Here is a 16,506-nt window from a genome sequence, read left to right as displayed (position 1 = left end):
ATAATGCGCCGCACGGTTTCACATTGAAAAAGGACTTTTATGTACATCGGCCAAGCCGCGCAACGTGCCGGCACCACCATCAAAAGCATTCGCCACTACGAGTCGATCGGTCTGCTGCCCACGCCCCGGCGCCAAGGTAAATATCGCCTGTACGACCAACAAAGCATCGAACTGCTGATCTTCATCAAATGCGCAAAAGAGATGGGCTTCAGGCTCCGGGAATTGCAGACGATTTTTGCCGCACATCATGGCGAGGCCATGCCATGGGATCTGGCCCAACAGGCTATCGAGGCAAAAAAACGCGAGATCAACAGCAGCATCGCTGAGCTGACGCGGCAATACGCGCAACTGGAAGGTTTCGAAATCGACCTTGAACGGGCGCGGGTCGAATGCCCGCTGGAAAACCTTTGACGGTTTGCGCGTTTCTGAGCAGCTCGATGTCGAGCACAGACAACTGAGCGGCAACCGGGCGCTATAGGGTGCGAGTTGGTTTCTTTGCCATCCGCCCACTGCCCGGAGTTCTCATGACCGCGACCGCCCCCATCACCGTTCTGCGCGACACCCACCCGCTGCCGGTACTCGATGCCTGCAAATGGGAAAAACTCGAAGGTGACCCGCACACCGTCAACCTCAACGCTTACACCAGCGAAGACGGCAGCAAGATCATGGGCACCTGGATCTGCACCCCGGGCAAGTGGCGGGTCGATTATGTGAAGTGGGAGTACTGCCATTTCCAGGAAGGCTACTGCATCATCACCCCGGACGGCATGGCGTCGATCCATCTGCGCGCAGGCGATATCTTCGTGGTTGAACCGGGGATGAAAGGCACATGGGAAGTGGTTGAGACCGTGCGCAAATACTTCGTCTTCGCCTGATGCAAAAAAGCCGGGAAACCACCCGACGTGATTTCCCGGCAACACCTACTGCATTCTGGCTGACGCCATGGTTGTGGCGCCTGTGAGATTTGTGGCGAGGGGATTTATCCCCGATGGGCGCAAAGCGCCCCCCGCATTGTGTCAGTTGAAACGCAGGCTCAGTGGTTGCGACTGCTACACAGTCGATCGGGGATAAATCCCCTCACCACAAAGTCTCCGTTGCCACAAAAAGTATTGATGTCCAAGTTATTGCGGCTTGCGATAGCTGTTGATAATCGCCGAGAAGTCCTTGCCGCCCTCCCCGCGCTGGCTCATCGCCTGATACAACTGCTGCGCCACCGCGCCGAGCACCACCGGTTGATGCGCCTGACGCGCCGCTTCGGTCGCCAGCCCCAGATCCTTGAGCATCAGCTCGGCACCAAACCCACCGGTATAACCGCGCGAGGCCGGCGCCGTTTCGACGATGCCCGGCCACGGGTTGTACATTTCCGAACTCCAGCAACGCCCGGTCGAGCTGTTGATGATCCCGGCCAGCACCGAGGTGTCGATCCCCAGTGCATCGCCCAGCGCCATGGCTTCGCTGACGCCGACCATCGAGATCGCCAGCAGCAGGTTGTTGCAGATCTTGGCGATCTGCCCGGTGCCGACTTCACCGCAATGCACGATGTTGCGGCCCATCTGCGCCAGCACCGGTTGCAGGGTGGCGAACAGTTCCGGAGTGGCGCCGACCATGAAGGTCAGCGTGCCGGCGGTCGCGCCGCCAGTGCCGCCTGAGACCGGTGCATCAGCCATGGCCACGCCTTGTTTGGCAGCAGCGGCGGCCACATCGCGGGCGGTTTGCGGATCGATGGTGCTGCAATCCACCGCCGGCACGCCTTTGCCGATACCGGCCAGCACACCGTCCTCACCGAGCCAGACGCTGCGCACATGCACCGCCGCCGGGAGCATGGTGATCACCAATTCGGCGTCTTCGGCTGCTTCACGGGCCGAGGCGCGGATAGTGCCGCCCAGTTGCTCAAGCTCCGCCAGCACCGTCTTGTTCAGGTCGACCAGATTCAGTGAATGGCCGGCCTTGATCAGGTTGCGCGCCATCGGCGCGCCCATGTTGCCCAGACCGATAAATGCGATTTTCATGGCGATTCCTCAGCGCAGGTTGATGGTGGTGTTCACGCCGTCGTTGACACTGTCGTCATCGAACCAGCGCGCCGTAACCGTTTTGGTCTGGGTGTAGAACTGCACCACTTGCTTGCCGTACGGGCCGAGGTCGCCGAGTTTCGAACCGCGCGAACCGGTGAAACTGAAGAACGGCACCGGTACCGGAATCGGGATGTTGATGCCGACCTGGCCGACGTCGATTTCCGTCTGGAATTTACGCGCAGCCGCACCGCTCTGGGTGAACAGGCCCGTGCCGTTGCCGAACGGGTTGGCGTTGACCAGTGCGATGGCCTGATCGAGGGTGTCGACTTCCAGCACCACCAGCACCGGGCCGAAGATTTCCTGGGTATAGATCTGCATGTCAGTGGTCACGCCCGAGAACAGGGTCGGGCCGACGAAGTTGCCTTGTTCGTAGCCCGGCACCTTGATGTCGCGACCATCGAGTTCAAGCTTGGCGCCTTCCTTGATGCCGCTTTCGATCAGATCGAGAATCCGCGCCTTGGCTTTCTTCGAGATCACCGGGCCGACATCGGTGCCCGCCTCGCTGCCGGCGTTGACCTTGAGTTTCTGCGCCAGCGCTTTCAGATCCGGCAGCCACTGTTTCGCCGCACCAACCAGCACCACCACCGAGGTGGCCATGCAACGCTGACCGGCCGCACCGAAACCGGCGCCGACCAAGGCATTCAGCGCTTGCTCGCGATTGGCGTCCGGCAGCACGACGGCATGGTTCTTCGCACCCATCATCGATTGCACGCGTTTGCCGTGCTTGCCGGCCAGGTCATAAACGTGCGTACCGACGGCGGTCGAACCCACGAACGATACGGCTTTGATGTCCTTGTGGGTGCACAGGCCATCGACGACGTCCTTGCCACCGTGCACGACGTTGAGCACGCCCGCCGGAACGCCCGCCTCAATCGCCAGCTCCACCAGCAGCATGGTCGACAGCGGATCCTGTTCCGAAGGCTTCAAGACGAAGGTGTTGCCGCAAGCGATCGCCATCGGGAACATCCACAGCGGAATCATCGCCGGGAAGTTGAACGGGGTGATGCCGGCGCACACGCCGATTGGCTGGCGCAGGGTGTAGGTATCGACGCCGCCGGCCACGTTTTCGGCGAACTCGCCCATTTGCAGGGTGCCGATGGAACAGGCGTGTTCGACCACTTCCAGGCCACGGAAAATATCGCCCTCGGCGTCGGCAATAGTCTTGCCCTGCTCGGCGCTCAGCACTACGGCGATGCGCTTGGAGTGCTCGCGGATCAGTGCCTGCAGCTTGAGCATGATGCGCATCCGCGCGCCGATCGGGGTCAGTTTCCAGGTCTGGAACGCGCGGTGCGCGGCACTGATGGCGGCGTCGACTTCAGCGGCAGTGGCGAACGGAACCTTGGCCAGCACTTGTTGGGTCGCCGGGTTGACGATGTCGTGCCACTCGGTGGTCTGCGATTCGACCCACTCGCCGTCGATCAGCAGCTTGACCTTCTGGACCGTGGTTTCGTTGGGCGTAAGCGATGCGTTCATGCTGGTCTCCGAAACTTGTTTTTATCGTAGGAGCCAAGGCGAAAGGGTTCGCCTTGAGATGAGGCGTGTGTCACGAATTGGTTGTCGGACTGTTTTTGGAGTATAGATGTGCAAACTTCTAATAAGAACGCACATATAAGCCCGTCCATCATGCAAAAAAACATCACCTCCCTGGGGTCGCTGAACTGGGACGACCTGAAGTTTTTCCTCGAAGTCGCCCGTACCCGCAAGGCCAGCACCGCGGCCAAACGGCTCGCCGTCGACTACACCACCGTGTCGCGACGCATCAGTTCACTGGAAGCGGCATTGGGTACGCTGCTGTTCGAGAAATCACGCACCAGCGGTTTTGTGCTGACCACCGAAGGCCAGCGCCTGCTGGGTTATGCCGAGTCGATCGAAAGCACGTTGCACATGGCTTGCGAGCAGGTCTCGGGCTCTGGTGTGGCGCTTTCCGGGCATGTACGCATGGGCTGCACCGAAGGTTTCGGCAGCTTTTTCATCACCCCGCAACTGAGCCACTTCGTCGACGCCTACCCAGCGATCTCGGTGGACATCCTGCCGCTGCCGCACTTCATCAGCCTGTCCAAACGCGAAGCCGACATCGTCATTGCCCTGGAACGCCCGGAACACGGCCCGTACGTGTGCTGCAAACTCTGCGACTACCGCTTGCAGCTGTACGCGACCCAGGACTATCTCGACCAGCACCCACCGATCCGCCGCCCGGCCGATTTGGGCAAGCATCAATTCATCAGTTACGTGGATGACCTGGCGTTCAGCTCGGAGCTGCTGTACCTGGCGAACGTGCTGCCCGGCGCCAGCGCAAACCTGCGCAGCACCAGCGTGATCGCGCAGTTCGTCGCGGCGCAGCAAGGGCGTTCACTGGCGATTCTGCCTTGCTTCCTCGCGGCGCAGGATCCGCGCCTGCTGCCGGTGCTGCCCGAGGAAATCGAGATCACCCGACAGTTCTGGATGTACTGCAGGGAGGATCTTCGGAAGTTAAAGCGGATCACCCTATTGTGGGATTACATCCGTGAGGTGACCGAGCGTAATCAGGGTCTGCTGATGGGGCAGACCCGCGAGATGCGGTTTGCCGATTAATCGGCGCTGACCACAATCGACACCCGGCGATTTTCGGTGCGTCCGGCGGCAGTGTCATTGGACGCCACCGGCTCGCTGCTGCCCAGTCCGCGCAGCTGAATGTTCTCTTCCTTCATACCGACGGTGGTCAGCACTTTGGCCACGCTTTTGGCCCGACGCAGCGACAGTTGCTGGTTGTAGGTTTCCTTGCCCGAGGCATCGGTATGACCGTCGACCCGCACCCGCTCGATACCGACGCCGAGCAGTGCCTTGCCGATGCGTTCGACGATTTCGGTGCTCTGGTTGTTCAGGCTTTCGATATCGCTGCCAAACAGCACTTTGCCGGACAGGCCAAACTCCCAGCCCTCGTCGGTCGCTTCGAAGCCTTGTTGTTTGAGGACGGCGATCTGCGCCGGGGTCAGGCCTTTCTGCGGTGCGGTCTGGCACCCGGTCAGCGCCAGTACGGCGATCATCAGCAAGACGGAAAACAGTCGAGCGGGAAATGTGAACACGGGAATCAGCTCCTGGTTTGCAGATTGACGACCGGGCTCTCCGACCCGGCAGTGAATTGAGCGCCACGCGACAGGCGCTTGGCCTGATACATCGCGGCGTCGGCGGCGTTGAGCAAGGCACCTGGCGTGGCGCCATGATCGGGGAAAACCGCAATGCCGATACTGAGCGACGTCACCACACTGGTGTCGCCCGGCAGCGCGATGGGCATGTCCATGCTGGCGAGAATCTTGTCGGCAATGCGCTCGGCGTCCTCGATCTTGTGCAGCGGCGCGAGCAGTACGGCGAACTCGTCGCCGCCGAGCCGCGCCACCAGATCCTCTTCACGCAGTTGCGCGCGGATCCGATTGGCGACCGCCACCAGCACCGCGTCGCCAGCGGCGTGACCGAAGTTGTCATTGATGCCTTTGAAGCGGTCGCTGTCGAGAAACAGCACCGCCACCCGCTCATTGAGCTTGCCGGCGTTGCGCAAGGCGCGAATCAATCGCCCCTCGAAAAACGCCCGGTTGGGCAAACCGGTGAGGCTGTCGTGGCTGGCCTGATGGGCGAGGGTTTCGTTCTCGCTTTGCAGATGTGTCTGCCAGGATTCGAGTTCGTCGAGCAGGGCATTGAAGTCGTTGCCGAGGTTGTCGAGCTCGGCGATCTGCGCCGGTGGTACCCGGCGATCCAGCGCACGCTCGCTGCGGGCGGCATGAGCCACCGCCGCGAGGCTGCGAAGCGGGCCGGTAATGCTGCGCAGCTGTCGGCGCGCCAGATACAGCGCGACCCAGGCACTGATTGCGGTGCAGAGAATGATCCCCGCCAGACCGCTGAGCAAGAAGCGCATCAGGCTACCGCCGTGACCGACCAGCAGGATGCGTCCGATTTCACGATCCTGATGCACGATCGGCAGGCTGATCGGCTTTTCCAGAATGGTCCGGGCAGCCTGCATTTCCAGTTGGGAAAACAGACCGTTTTCGGGCCGCTGCCAACGCGCCAGCAACTGCCCCTGAGTGTCGAACACCTGGGCATCCGCCACCTCTTCGGTGGACGCGATCAAGGCCAGCGCTTCGGTGGCGGCGTCCTTATCGTTGAACACCACCGCCGCTTCCACGGTGTAGCTGATCGAACGTGCAATCAGATGCAGGTTGTGATCGGCGTACACCCGCAGCGCGAGAACGCCCAGCAGGGTCAGCGACACGCTGGCCATCGTCACGGCCACCAGCGCGACAATCAAATGGCCGCGGCCGATGACCGAGCCCAGTGTCGGGCGGCTCCTGGAACGAAACAGCTTCATGGTGCCGCCGGTTTGCGGCGCGACAACTGCAGTACGCTCGGGTGGATGCGTACACCGCTGCGGGCGACGGAGTCGAGATTGACCTCGAAGGAAACCTGCTGATCGCCGACCCGCAGGCAGAACAGGCTGCCGACCGTGCACTGATCGCCACCTTCGCTGATGCTCAGCACCGGATGGCCGATCAATGAGGTGAACAGCCGACTGCGTTCATCTGCGGTGAGTTTGCCGATGTACACCGCATCGCATTCGCTGACGATCGCCGGGTTGTCGGCCAGCAGTCGGCGCACAGCCACCGGACGACCGGTGGCTTGCGTAGTGCCTTTGACCAGGTCATCGGTGTATTCGGTGGGGCCGACGATGCACAGGCGCAATTGTGCGGGTTCCACCGGCCAGCGCGCGTAACTGAGGATGCCCAGCACAACCTGCGTCACCGACTGGGCGCGCTGCTCGGCCATGCCCACCGGCGTCTGTGCCTGCGCCATGGCGGCGCCGGTCAGCAAACAGAGCAGACCGACAAGCAATGCGTGCTTGCAGCGAACCACGCGCTCTGTCGCCCAGACAGCCACCTTCATGCAGGGATTCTCTTGGATCGTACCGAAATGATGCCGCAACGATAGCACAGCGCAGTAACACCAGCGAGACAGCAGCTGCTGACCAGTTGGTCAGTAATCGGCACCGAACATCAGGCTATTTCATTCCCGAACCTCGCCACCTTCCTCCAGTTCCAGCATCAATCCGCTCAGGCGCTTGACCTTGCGCTGCACCGCCTCTTCAAACACGCCGGCCCGGGGTTCGATCAAAGTGAACCAGTGTTTGGCCCGGGTAATACCGGTATAGATCAATTCCTTGGTCAACACCGGATTCAAGGCGTCCGGCAGGATCAGCGCGGTGTGGGCGAACTCGGAGCCCTGGGATTTGTGCACCGTCATCGCGTACACCGTTTCCACGTCGTTGAGCCGGCTCGGCAGCACGAAACGCACACCGCCCTGCCCGTCGTTACGCGGAAAGGCCACGCGCAGCACCGGTTTGCCGGCGTCCGGGCCTTCGCGCTCGGGCAACTTGAGGGCGATGCCAATATCGCCGTTCATCAGACCCAGACCGTAATCGTTGCGCGTCATCAGCACCGGCCGGCCTTCGTACCATTGCTGGTCATGCTCGATCAGGCGTGCCTTGACCAGCGTTTCGGTGATCCGCAAATTCAACCCTTCAACGCCCCAAGGCCCCTTGCGCACGGCACACAACAACTGGAAGGTGTCGAACGCCTGCAGCACTTCCCGCGCCCAGTTGCTCCAGTCCGGATGCTCCAGCGGTCTTTCCGCTGGCGGGCGTTGTTGGCGCAGGATATTCAGATAGTGGCGATAACCCTTTGGACCTTCCCCATGACCGTCGAGCAGCAGCCGCTCGAACGTGTGATCGTGTTCGCCCTTGAGCGGCAGGGAAAACACGTCATCATAGTGACCGGCCGCCAGCAACTGGCGCGCCTCCTCCGGCAACTGCTGATTGACCCGCCGCGCCAGCTGACCGATGCCGCTGCCTTCACCGAAGCGTCGGGAATGGCGCAGCATCACCAGTTGCTGCGCCAGCGGATGCGAGCCGTCGCGGTCCTCGTGCAAGCCACTGTCCTGCAAGGACTCTCCACTGACCGACTCCAGCCACCGCCGGGTCTGCGGGTTGTACCAGCCTGCCTCGGCATCGCGGCACAGATCGCCGAGCACCGCCCCGGCCTCTACGGAGGCGAGTTGATCCTTGTCACCGAGCAACACCAGACGCGCATGCGCCGGCAACGCATCGAGCAGGTTAGCCATCATTTCCAGGTCGATCATGGAAGCTTCATCGACCACCAGCACGTCCAGCGGCAAGCGGTTGCCGGCATGGTGGCGGAAGTGTCGGGTGCCGGGCCGGCTGCCCAACAAACGATGGACAGTGGTCACGTCGCAGGGGATCTTCTCGCGCACGTCTTCGGTGACTTTCAGCGACTGCACTTGCTGGCTGATGGACTCGGTCAACCGCGCAGCAGCCTTGCCGGTGGGCGCCGCCAGACGAATGCGCAACGGCTGACCGGCTTCCACCGCCGGCGCCTGAAGCAGCGCGAGCAGACGCACCACCGTGGTGGTTTTGCCAGTTCCCGGGCCGCCCGTGATGATGCTGAAGGCTCCCCGAGTGGCAAGCGCGCAGGCGAGTTTCTGCCAGTCGATCACTGCTCCGGGCCCGGCGGGGCCGAACAATTCATCGAGACGTTGGGGCAAGTCATCCGGCGGCGTTTCGCCTTGGGCCAGACGTGTGCGTAACGCCGCATCGATACGCCGCTCATAGGCCCAGTAGCGCCGCAGGTACAGACGCTTGCCGGACAGCACCAACGGTCGCTGATGCGCCGCTTCGCTATTGTCCGCAGCCAGTGCAACCAGAGCGCTGCTCGCCAGCACCTTGCACCAATGGGCGCCATTCAGCGTTTCAAGCAACTGCGACGGCAGGAGCAAGACATCACTTTGCTCATCGCCTTCAGGAGGTAAAGACAGGGCGAAATCCGGGGCCTTGAGGGTTTCGAACAGGTCGAGGCAGACATGTCCGTGACCCAGTTGATGGCTGGTCAGAGCGGCAGCGAGCAACACGAGTGGATCGGACTGGGGTGCGAGTTCGTACAGAAAACCGATAAAGGCCTTGTCCAGCGAACGAAGCCAGCCTCGCTCGACCCAGCGTTCCAGCAAGATCAGCAGATCCGAGGCACTGGTCAGTGGCGCCAGGCTCGACGGGTTGTCGATAGCCGATGACAGATCGGCGAAGGTACGGCTCATAGCAGGACTCCCTGTTCCCATGCGGGTTCGGCCTTGGGTTCCGGCTTACCCTGGAAAAGGCGATCCAGGCGCTCGATCAGTTCGCGCGGCGGCCGCGCAAAATACACGCCGCGACTGTCTGCCCGGGTCCCCCGCAGAAACACATACAACGCACCACCGACATGCCGATCGTAATCGTAGTCAGGCAACCGCGCCTTCAGTTGCCGATGCAACGCCAGCAGATACAACACGTATTGCAGGTCATAACGGTTGTCGAGAATCGAGCGCTCCATGGCTTGCTCGGTATAGGCCGCATCGTCGACACCCAGCCAGTTGGATTTGTAGTCGGCCACGTAGTAGCGCCCTTCATGTTCGAAGGTCAGGTCGATGAAGCCTTTGAACATGCCGTTGAGCTGTACTGGCTCGGCGGCCACTCGTGCCACACCGTTGTGAGTGTACTGGCGCACCCACTCATCGAGTTTGAGAACATCGACCTTGTGGCTGGCAAACCAGAACTCCATCTCGACGCGGTACTGTCTGAGTTGCTCGAGAACCACCGGAGGCTGTCCGCTACCTGTTGGCAGCGACGACTTGAGCAAGTGTTGCAGCCAATCACTCAGGGTGGTGATCCAACCCTCCCAACCACGCAGGTTGCAGCGCCGGCCAATCGCATCCTTGAGCGTTTCAAAAGGAACGGCAAAACCTTCGTCTCCGGCCCATTCGAGCAGACCATGAAGAAAGGTTCCCGGATTCGGGCCGCGAGGAAAACGATGAATATCGGCGCCACCGGCCACGATCTCGCGTGGCGCATCCGGGTCGAGGCGCTCATCATCAAACAGCTTTTGCGCTTGTGGACTGTCCGGCGCCTCATCGCTGCCCACGCTCAATACGTCACTGATGCGCAAAGCACTGTAGGAGGCAATCCACCAGTTTTCGCTGGCCTTGCGCTTGGGCACCAATGTAGCGCTGAGGATCGCTTCGTTACGCTCGGGCCGGTAGATCTCCTGAGTGGCTTGAGGCAACTCCCCCAAACTGATGGCCGCGCAGTTCTGTTGCAAATCCTGCAGCCAGCGGCTCAGACCGGTTGACTCATCCAGCCTTGCGCCGCCACCCAGGAGATAGCCAAGCGCCGAAAGATGAAGCACCGAACCGTTGTTATTACCGCGTTTGAGGTCCGTGACACCCAGCCAGCAGGCATGTTGCGCGCGAGTCAGGGCGACGTAGAGCAGACGCAGGTCCTCGGCCAGACGCTCGTCATCCGCCAGGGCGATCAATTCGGCGGTCGGCTTCAGTGTCACCTGGGCTTTGCCGGAGGCATCGTGGTAATGCAGCGGCAAGCGACTGCCATCCACCGGTTTTGCCGAGCAGATGAAAGGCAGGAACACCAGTGGATACTCAAGCCCTTTGGACTTGTGAATGGTCACGACCTTGACCAGTTGCTCGTCACTCTCCAGACGCAATATCTGCTCTTCGCCGGCCTGACCGGACAACGCCAGAAGCTCGGCCAGATGACGAATCAGCGCTTGCTCGCCATCAAGCTCAGCGGCAGCCTGCTGCATCAGTTCCGACAAGTGCAAAAGGTTGGTCAGTACCCGCTCGCCATCACTGCGTGCGATCAGGGTCTGCGGCAGGTGAAAGTCGTGCAGCAGGCGCCGTAACATCGGCAACACACCTTGCTTGCGCCACAGTTCGCGATAGCCACGAAACTGCATGACCCGGGCTTCCCAGACCAACTCGTCCTGATTCAATCGTTCCAGTTCAGCCAACGGCAGATTGAGAGTGATGCAAGCCAGCGCAGCCTTCAGAGAGCGCTCGACATCCGGCTCCGCGCAGGCCTTGAGCCAGGAGAGCAGGTCATGCGCTTCCTGGGCGGCGAACACCGAGTCCTTGTCCGACAGGTAAACGCTGCGCACGCCACGGGCCGCGAGTTCTGCGCGTACGGCTTGGGCCTCTTTGCCGTCGCGTACCAGAATCGCAATGTCAGAGGGTCGCAAGCCTCTGAAGTCTTCTCCGTCGCGGACAAATCCCGCCGCACCGGTTTGCCCGCCATTGAGCAACGCGGTGATTTCGCTGGCACAGGCCGCCGCCAATTGCTGGCGATAGACCGCGCCCGACAGCGGCTGATCCGTCGACAGGTGCCAGACATTCAGTGCCGCGACATCGTGCCCCGCAATCTGCAGCCGCTCTTTACGCCCCTGAGACTCAACAGGCTGGAACGGCACCGGGTTTTCCCCGGTTTTTTCCCGAAACAAAAACGCGCCGCGTCCCTGCTCGCGGGACTCGGCGCGTTCGAATACGTGATTGACCGCGTTGACCATGCCATGGCTGGAGCGGAAGTTGGTGCCCAGCGTATGCAGGCGGCCGGCAGTGGCCTGACGCGCACGCAGGTAGGTGTAGATATCGGCGCCACGGAACGCGTAGATCGCCTGCTTGGGGTCACCGATCAGGAACAGACCGGTATCCGGACTGTTGTCCTCGATGCGGTAGATGCTCTCGAAGATCCGGTATTGCACCGGGTCGGTGTCCTGAAACTCATCGATCAGAGCAACCGGAAACTGCTCGCGGATCACCGCAGCAAGGCGCTCGCCGCTGTCGGATTGCAACGCCGCATCGAGGCGCAACAGCATGTCGTCGAACCCCATTTCCGCACGACGACGCTTCTCTTCCTCAAAACGCGCGCCCACCCATCTCGCCGCATGTTGCAATACGGCGGCATCGGGGGTGGGAAGCGCGTCGAGGCTCGACTTGAGCCCCGGCATCGCGTCGAGACCCGGATGACTCGGTGCCTGGCCCTTCCAGGCTTCGGCCATTCCGTCAGGGGTCAATCGGGTGAAACCGGTGCCGATGTCCAGTTGCTCCATGGCCTCGTCTTCGGCCCACGCCTTGAGTTTCTCGAACCAGGGCTCGAAGTAGCGCGCCTGCATCTTGCGTCCGTCGACGGCTTTGCTCGCAACGCCTTCGTGACAGATCACCAGCAGCTCATCGGCCCACTGACGCCACGGCATCTTCAGCTCGAGCAACGCGGCACGCCGTTCTTGCAGACACTCATTGATCAATTCTGCAGGGGCCTTGCCGTCATCACTGTCGCGCTCACTGCCAAACAGGCCGCGCACTCGTGGCAACAACGCTGCCGGCCCGCCCCAGTTAGCGCGAACCCAGTTCAGCGCGTCGCCCTGCATCGGGTAACAGAACAGTCGCCAGTAATCGCGCAGTACTTCACCGAGCAGATCGCTGTGATCGGTTTCCAGGGACTGGGTAAACAGGCTGCCGCTGTCGAACGCGTGTTCGCGCAGCATGCGCTGGCACCAACTGTGGATGGTGGAGACGGCCGCTTCATCCATCCATTGCGCGGCGATGTCCAGGCGATTGGCGCAACCGGGCCATTGTGCCGGGTCAAACTGCTCGCGCAGCTCGGCAATCAAGCCATCCGGCGCCGGGGTTTCTTCACGGAAAAACCGCGCAGCCTCGGCCAGTCGCGTACGGATTCTTTCACGCAGCTCCTTGGTGGCGGCATCGGTGAAGGTCACCACAAGAATCTGCGGGGGCAGCAATTCACGGCCGAAGCCGCTCGATTCGCCGCCGTGGCCAAGGATCAGCCGCAGATAGAGAGCAGAAATGGTAAAGGTCTTGCCGGTACCCGCACTGGCTTCGATGAGTTGACTGCCGTGCAGTGGGAAGGCCAGAGCCAGCGGTGTTTTGGTACTCATGCGCGTGCCCCTTCGCTGGCCAACGAGCGCCATGGCGCTTCAAACAGGGGGCGATACAACGCGTCGCACCAACCGGAGAATGTTTCGTCGGCACTCAATGCGTCAAAGTCAGCGAATTGGCGTGACAGCGCAGGGCTTTCACGGCGCTCACCTTCACTGGTCTGGCCGTCGCCTTCGTAGGCTTTTCTGGCAGCCGCCTCAGCCTTGAGCGGATCAGTCTGCGCAAGCCAGGCGAAGGCCGTCTTGACCGCGATCGGCAGCGGCTGGCGCATGCCGGCCTGCCAGGCGAGCAGCAGATCACCCAGAAAACGAACCGCTCGATCCTTCTCCAGCGGCTCAAGCAGCAGCGTATCGTCACTCGCCACCAGTGCCGTGGTCAGGATAAGTCCGCTGGCGCAGGCCACCAGGTGATTGACCCACGGCTTGATCAACCGATGCCATTTTCGACTTTTGATCGAGCCGATGCTGTTGGGAATGGTCGTGACCGACAACACGCCACCGTCAGCGCGTTGATGCAAACCGGCGAGCCAGCCTTCAACACGCACGCCCTGCAACTCAAGACTGACCGGGAGCGCGCTGGTCAATGGTGTCGGCCATAACGCCAGAAGGTGTTGGTAACGTTGCAGCAAGTCCGGTAACGGCTCGATCAACTCTCGTTGCAGGCATTCGCCGAAGCCGGCCATGGGCAGCAATCCGCTGTTTTGCAAACGCCGCGCCTGATCTTCGAGTGCCCGATCGATATTGTCGGGCTGCCGGAGTGCGGCGTTGAGCAGGCTGTCGCTCAGTGTGTAGCGTTGCAATGCGTCCAGCACGAACGGTTCTTCGTCAGCCAGGGGCGCCTCGGCGGCCTCGAAGTACACTTTGAGGCGCTGCGTGAAAAAGTGCCGGACCGGGTTACGCAAGAAATCCTGCAGCAGAGCCAGACTCAGCGGCTCCTCCTGAACATGGGGCGCGAGTAGCTCCGTCTCATGTTGTGGCGCATGCACCTGGTGCAAAACCTGCCATTCACGGGCATAACTGAATAGTTGATCGCCGTCATGGAAATAGCGCGAACTGAACGGTTGCAGGGGATGCTCCTCGGTCATGGAGGTCAACATATCCTGATGCTCATCGAGCGACCGCCAGCCACTGGCGAGGTGATCGCGCAACTGCCCGATCAGCACTGAAGCAGGCCGTTCACTGTTGTCGCGAATGCTGCGTCCGACCCAACTGATGTACAGCTGATCGCGCGCAGACAGGAGCGCCTCGAGCAACAGATAGCGATCGTCTTCACGCCGGGAACGGTCCCCTGGCCGGTAGTCACTGCCCATGAGGTCGAAATCCAGCGGGGGTTGCGCCCGGGGATAATCGCCATCGTTCATCCCCAGCAAACAGACAAGCTTGAACGGGATTGCCCGCATGGGCATCAGCGTGCAAAAGTTTACTGCGCCGGCGAGAAAACGCTGGGACAGACGCCCCTGATCCAGCCCCGCGAGCCAGGCTTCGCGAACCACCGTCAGCGGCAATTCATCGACCAACCCAACGGATTCACAGGTCTGCAGCCAGGTTTCGCGCAACTCCTCAAGTTGCGTGAGCAGATAATCGTCGTGCTCATTACTGGCCTTGAAAAACAGCTGCATCAGGATTTGCAGGCGCTGGCCCCACACCTTGGGCTGAGCGACTTGAGTGAGTTCGTGATGGGCCAGTTCCAATGCATCGAGCAGGGCAACCAACGGACCGATCAACGCAGCATCCAGACCACCGATTTCATCGTAGGGTTCGATACCGGCACAGGCGCTGGAGCTGCCAACTGCGTACCCCAACAACATCCGCCGCAAACCGAAATGCCAGCTGTTCTGTTCAAGCTCATCCGGCAAGCCCAGGCCGGCACGTTGCCCGGCGTTCATTCCCCAGCGCACGCCTGCTCCTTCGATCCAGCGATGCAGAGTAGGCAAATCACGCTCTTGTACGCCAAATCGGGCGCGCAACGCAGGGACGTCGAGCAGATCGAGGATCTCGCTCACCGGGAAACGACTATCGGGCAGCTTCAGCAGGTGCTCGACAGCAATCAGCAACGGATCGCGGCCCCGCTGGCCCTGGTCGGCCAAGGTAAATGGAATGAAGCGTGGATCATGTCGATCCAGTTGTCCGAACACCGCCCGGATATGCGGCGCATAGCTGTCGATGTCCGGCACCATCACAATTACATCTCGTGGGCGCAGATCTGGATTAGCGCTGAAGCGTGCGAGTAACTGATCGTGAAGGATTTCCACTTCGCGCTGGGCACTGTGGGCTATGTGAAAGCGGATCGACCCATCCTGCGTCAAGTCAACGGCAGGCCAGCGCTCACGCGTTTCATTCAGTGGCCGCAACTCGAGGATGTCGTCCTGAAGTTGGTTGAGCATGTTATGTGGCTGATTTTCGCTGAACAGATCAATGCGCCCATCACGAAACGCCGCGCGATAGCTGTTGGGGTCATCGTAACTGTCGAGCAGGTTGATATAGTCGCGGCCTTGCTTGCCCCAGGCGGCGAGCAGCGGATGAGCATGTTGGTGCAACGTTTCAGGATCGAGTACGACCGGCATGCCGTTCTTGCGGCTCTGACGCTTGTATTGATGACGCAGCAGATCCTTGTCGGCGACGATATCGGCCCAGTGGTGTCGGCAAGGGTTGTGTACACACAACAGCACCTGACTGAAACGTGCGAGTCCGGCCAACGCTTCAAGCACCTGGGCGGGCAACGAGGATATACCGAACACGATCACCCGCGAGGGTAGTCCTGCTGGTGCATGTTCGAGGGAATTTATGCACTCGATAAATCGTTGATGAACACCGGCGCGGCTCTGGGCCATGCCTTGCTCACCGACATCTTCCAAAAGAGCACGCCACAATTCAGCCTGCCAGCAACTGACTGGAGGCAGTGGCTTTATCTCGCCTCGAACATTACGTAACTGATGCCGGCCCTCGGCCCAATCTTCGAGCCAGTCGGCCCGATACACCTGATATTGGTCAAACAGGTCTGCCAGGCGCTCGGACAACTGGTAGCGCTTGCGCAAGTCGGTGTCATGGGTGAGGAAGCGTTGTAGCGGTTCGAAATGGGGGCGATCAATCACTTGCGGCAACAGGCGCATCAGCCGCCAGGTCAGGGGAGCTTTGTCGAGCAAGGATGTGGCGGGGATTTCGTCTCGGCCCAACACCATACGGTAGAGCTGCCACATGAAACTGCCTGGAAGCTGCACATCGATGGCAGCGGCTATTCCGCAACCACCGAGATCGTCCTCTTCAGGATCTTCTGCCAATGCCAGCTTGAGCCATTGGGCGATACCGTTGCTTTGGACCAGAGCGATTTCATTCTCCAAGGGAGCCAATGGGTAGCGCCGCATGATGCTGACCACCAGGCTGCGCAGCTCGTCCAGGCTATTGCTCTGAACCACCATGAATGCAGCGTTGAGGGACGAGGCGTCCGGCATAAAAGCTTCCTTGGAAAAGTACAAAAGCCAAGGCAGAACCTTAGCACTGTCGGCAGGCTGTGACAGCCAGAAGGGCCTACCGCATGCTGTAGGAACTTTCCTGCGGGCAAAACAAAACCCCAACTGCTTTCGCAATTGGGGTTTCGGAATTTAATCTTGACGATGACCTAC

General features: G+C 60.9%; 11 protein-coding genes. 3 read left to right on the top strand and 8 right to left on the bottom strand.

Features of this window, described 5'->3' with window-relative positions; translation table 11 throughout:
* Positions 1 to 39: 39 nt before the first annotated feature.
* Both AC3WMV_RS17470 and AC3WMV_RS17465 read left to right on the top strand, forming a co-directional pair.
* A complete protein-coding gene (locus AC3WMV_RS17470; protein WP_086793657.1) occupies positions 40 to 411 on the top strand; it encodes a MerR family transcriptional regulator in 372 nt (123 codons plus the stop codon).
* Positions 412 to 524: 113 nt separating this feature from the next.
* The gene (locus AC3WMV_RS17465) at positions 525 to 875 is read left to right on the top strand and encodes a cupin domain-containing protein (protein ID WP_096795291.1); all 351 of its coding nucleotides are present in this window, start codon (positions 525 to 527) and stop codon (positions 873 to 875) included.
* A gap of 246 nt (positions 876 to 1,121) precedes the next feature.
* On the opposite strand, the gene mmsB is transcribed toward AC3WMV_RS17465, so the two are convergent.
* Positions 1,122 to 2,009, bottom strand: a complete 888-nt coding sequence (gene mmsB, locus AC3WMV_RS17460) for a 3-hydroxyisobutyrate dehydrogenase (RefSeq protein WP_007962098.1) — start codon at positions 2,007 to 2,009, stop codon at positions 1,122 to 1,124.
* 9 nt (positions 2,010 to 2,018) lie between these two features.
* Complete coding sequence (locus tag AC3WMV_RS17455) at positions 2,019 to 3,545, bottom strand: CoA-acylating methylmalonate-semialdehyde dehydrogenase (RefSeq protein WP_007962100.1); 1,527 nt, start codon at positions 3,543 to 3,545, stop codon at positions 2,019 to 2,021.
* 150 nt (positions 3,546 to 3,695) lie between these two features.
* Here AC3WMV_RS17455 and AC3WMV_RS17450 point away from each other — a divergent pair, with 150 nt between their 5' ends.
* On the top strand, positions 3,696 to 4,643 hold the full coding sequence (locus tag AC3WMV_RS17450) for a LysR family transcriptional regulator (protein ID WP_103367734.1): 948 nt from the start codon (positions 3,696 to 3,698) through the stop codon (positions 4,641 to 4,643).
* Here AC3WMV_RS17450 and yfiB read toward each other — a convergent pair.
* From yfiB to recC, 6 genes are all read right to left on the bottom strand, one after another.
* Entirely contained in the window at positions 4,640 to 5,134 is a 495-nt protein-coding gene (gene yfiB, locus AC3WMV_RS17445; protein ID WP_103367733.1) for an outer membrane lipoprotein YfiB, read from the bottom strand. The genes AC3WMV_RS17450 and yfiB overlap by 4 nt on opposite strands.
* A 5-nt stretch (positions 5,135 to 5,139) precedes the next feature.
* A complete protein-coding gene (gene dgcN / locus AC3WMV_RS17440) occupies positions 5,140 to 6,408 on the bottom strand; it encodes a diguanylate cyclase DgcN/YfiN (RefSeq protein WP_097090438.1) in 1,269 nt (422 codons plus the stop codon).
* Positions 6,405 to 6,980 (bottom strand): regulatory sequestration protein YfiR, encoded by a 576-nt coding sequence (gene yfiR, locus AC3WMV_RS17435; RefSeq protein WP_027614152.1) that lies wholly within the window; start codon positions 6,978 to 6,980, stop codon positions 6,405 to 6,407. The genes dgcN and yfiR overlap by 4 nt, the downstream gene beginning before the upstream one ends.
* A 120-nt stretch (positions 6,981 to 7,100) precedes the next feature.
* Positions 7,101 to 9,200: an exodeoxyribonuclease V subunit alpha gene (gene recD / locus AC3WMV_RS17430; RefSeq protein ID WP_103367732.1), complete on the bottom strand. Its 2,100-nt coding sequence runs from the start codon at positions 9,198 to 9,200 to the stop codon at positions 7,101 to 7,103.
* Complete coding sequence (gene recB / locus AC3WMV_RS17425; protein WP_103367731.1) at positions 9,197 to 12,886, bottom strand: exodeoxyribonuclease V subunit beta; 3,690 nt, start codon at positions 12,884 to 12,886, stop codon at positions 9,197 to 9,199. The genes recD and recB overlap by 4 nt, the downstream gene beginning before the upstream one ends.
* Complete coding sequence (recC, locus tag AC3WMV_RS17420; protein WP_103367730.1) at positions 12,883 to 16,335, bottom strand: exodeoxyribonuclease V subunit gamma; 3,453 nt, start codon at positions 16,333 to 16,335, stop codon at positions 12,883 to 12,885. Before recC ends, recB begins: the two co-directional genes overlap by 4 nt.
* Positions 16,336 to 16,506 lie beyond the last annotated feature (171 nt).

The sequence above is a fragment of the Pseudomonas sp. FW305-3-2-15-E-TSA4 genome, assembly GCF_058787295.1.
Note: the sequence above shows the minus strand (reverse complement) of the source record. Positions and strands in the feature narration are given on the sequence as shown.

Coding starts and splice junctions, on each gene's coding strand:
- AC3WMV_RS17470 (WP_086793657.1), top strand. CDS start 40: ATGTACATCGGCCAAGCCGCGCAACGTGCCGGCACCACCATCAAAAGC.
- AC3WMV_RS17465 (WP_096795291.1), top strand. CDS start 525: ATGACCGCGACCGCCCCCATCACCGTTCTGCGCGACACCCACCCGCTG.
- mmsB (WP_007962098.1), bottom strand. CDS start 2,009: ATGAAAATCGCATTTATCGGTCTGGGCAACATGGGCGCGCCGATGGCG.
- AC3WMV_RS17455 (WP_007962100.1), bottom strand. CDS start 3,545: ATGAACGCATCGCTTACGCCCAACGAAACCACGGTCCAGAAGGTCAAG.
- AC3WMV_RS17450 (WP_103367734.1), top strand. CDS start 3,696: ATGCAAAAAAACATCACCTCCCTGGGGTCGCTGAACTGGGACGACCTG.
- dgcN (WP_097090438.1), bottom strand. CDS start 6,408: ATGAAGCTGTTTCGTTCCAGGAGCCGCCCGACACTGGGCTCGGTCATC.
- yfiR (WP_027614152.1), bottom strand. CDS start 6,980: ATGAAGGTGGCTGTCTGGGCGACAGAGCGCGTGGTTCGCTGCAAGCAC.
- recD (WP_103367732.1), bottom strand. CDS start 9,200: ATGAGCCGTACCTTCGCCGATCTGTCATCGGCTATCGACAACCCGTCG.
- recB (WP_103367731.1), bottom strand. CDS start 12,886: ATGAGTACCAAAACACCGCTGGCTCTGGCCTTCCCACTGCACGGCAGT.
- recC (WP_103367730.1), bottom strand. CDS start 16,335: ATGCCGGACGCCTCGTCCCTCAACGCTGCATTCATGGTGGTTCAGAGC.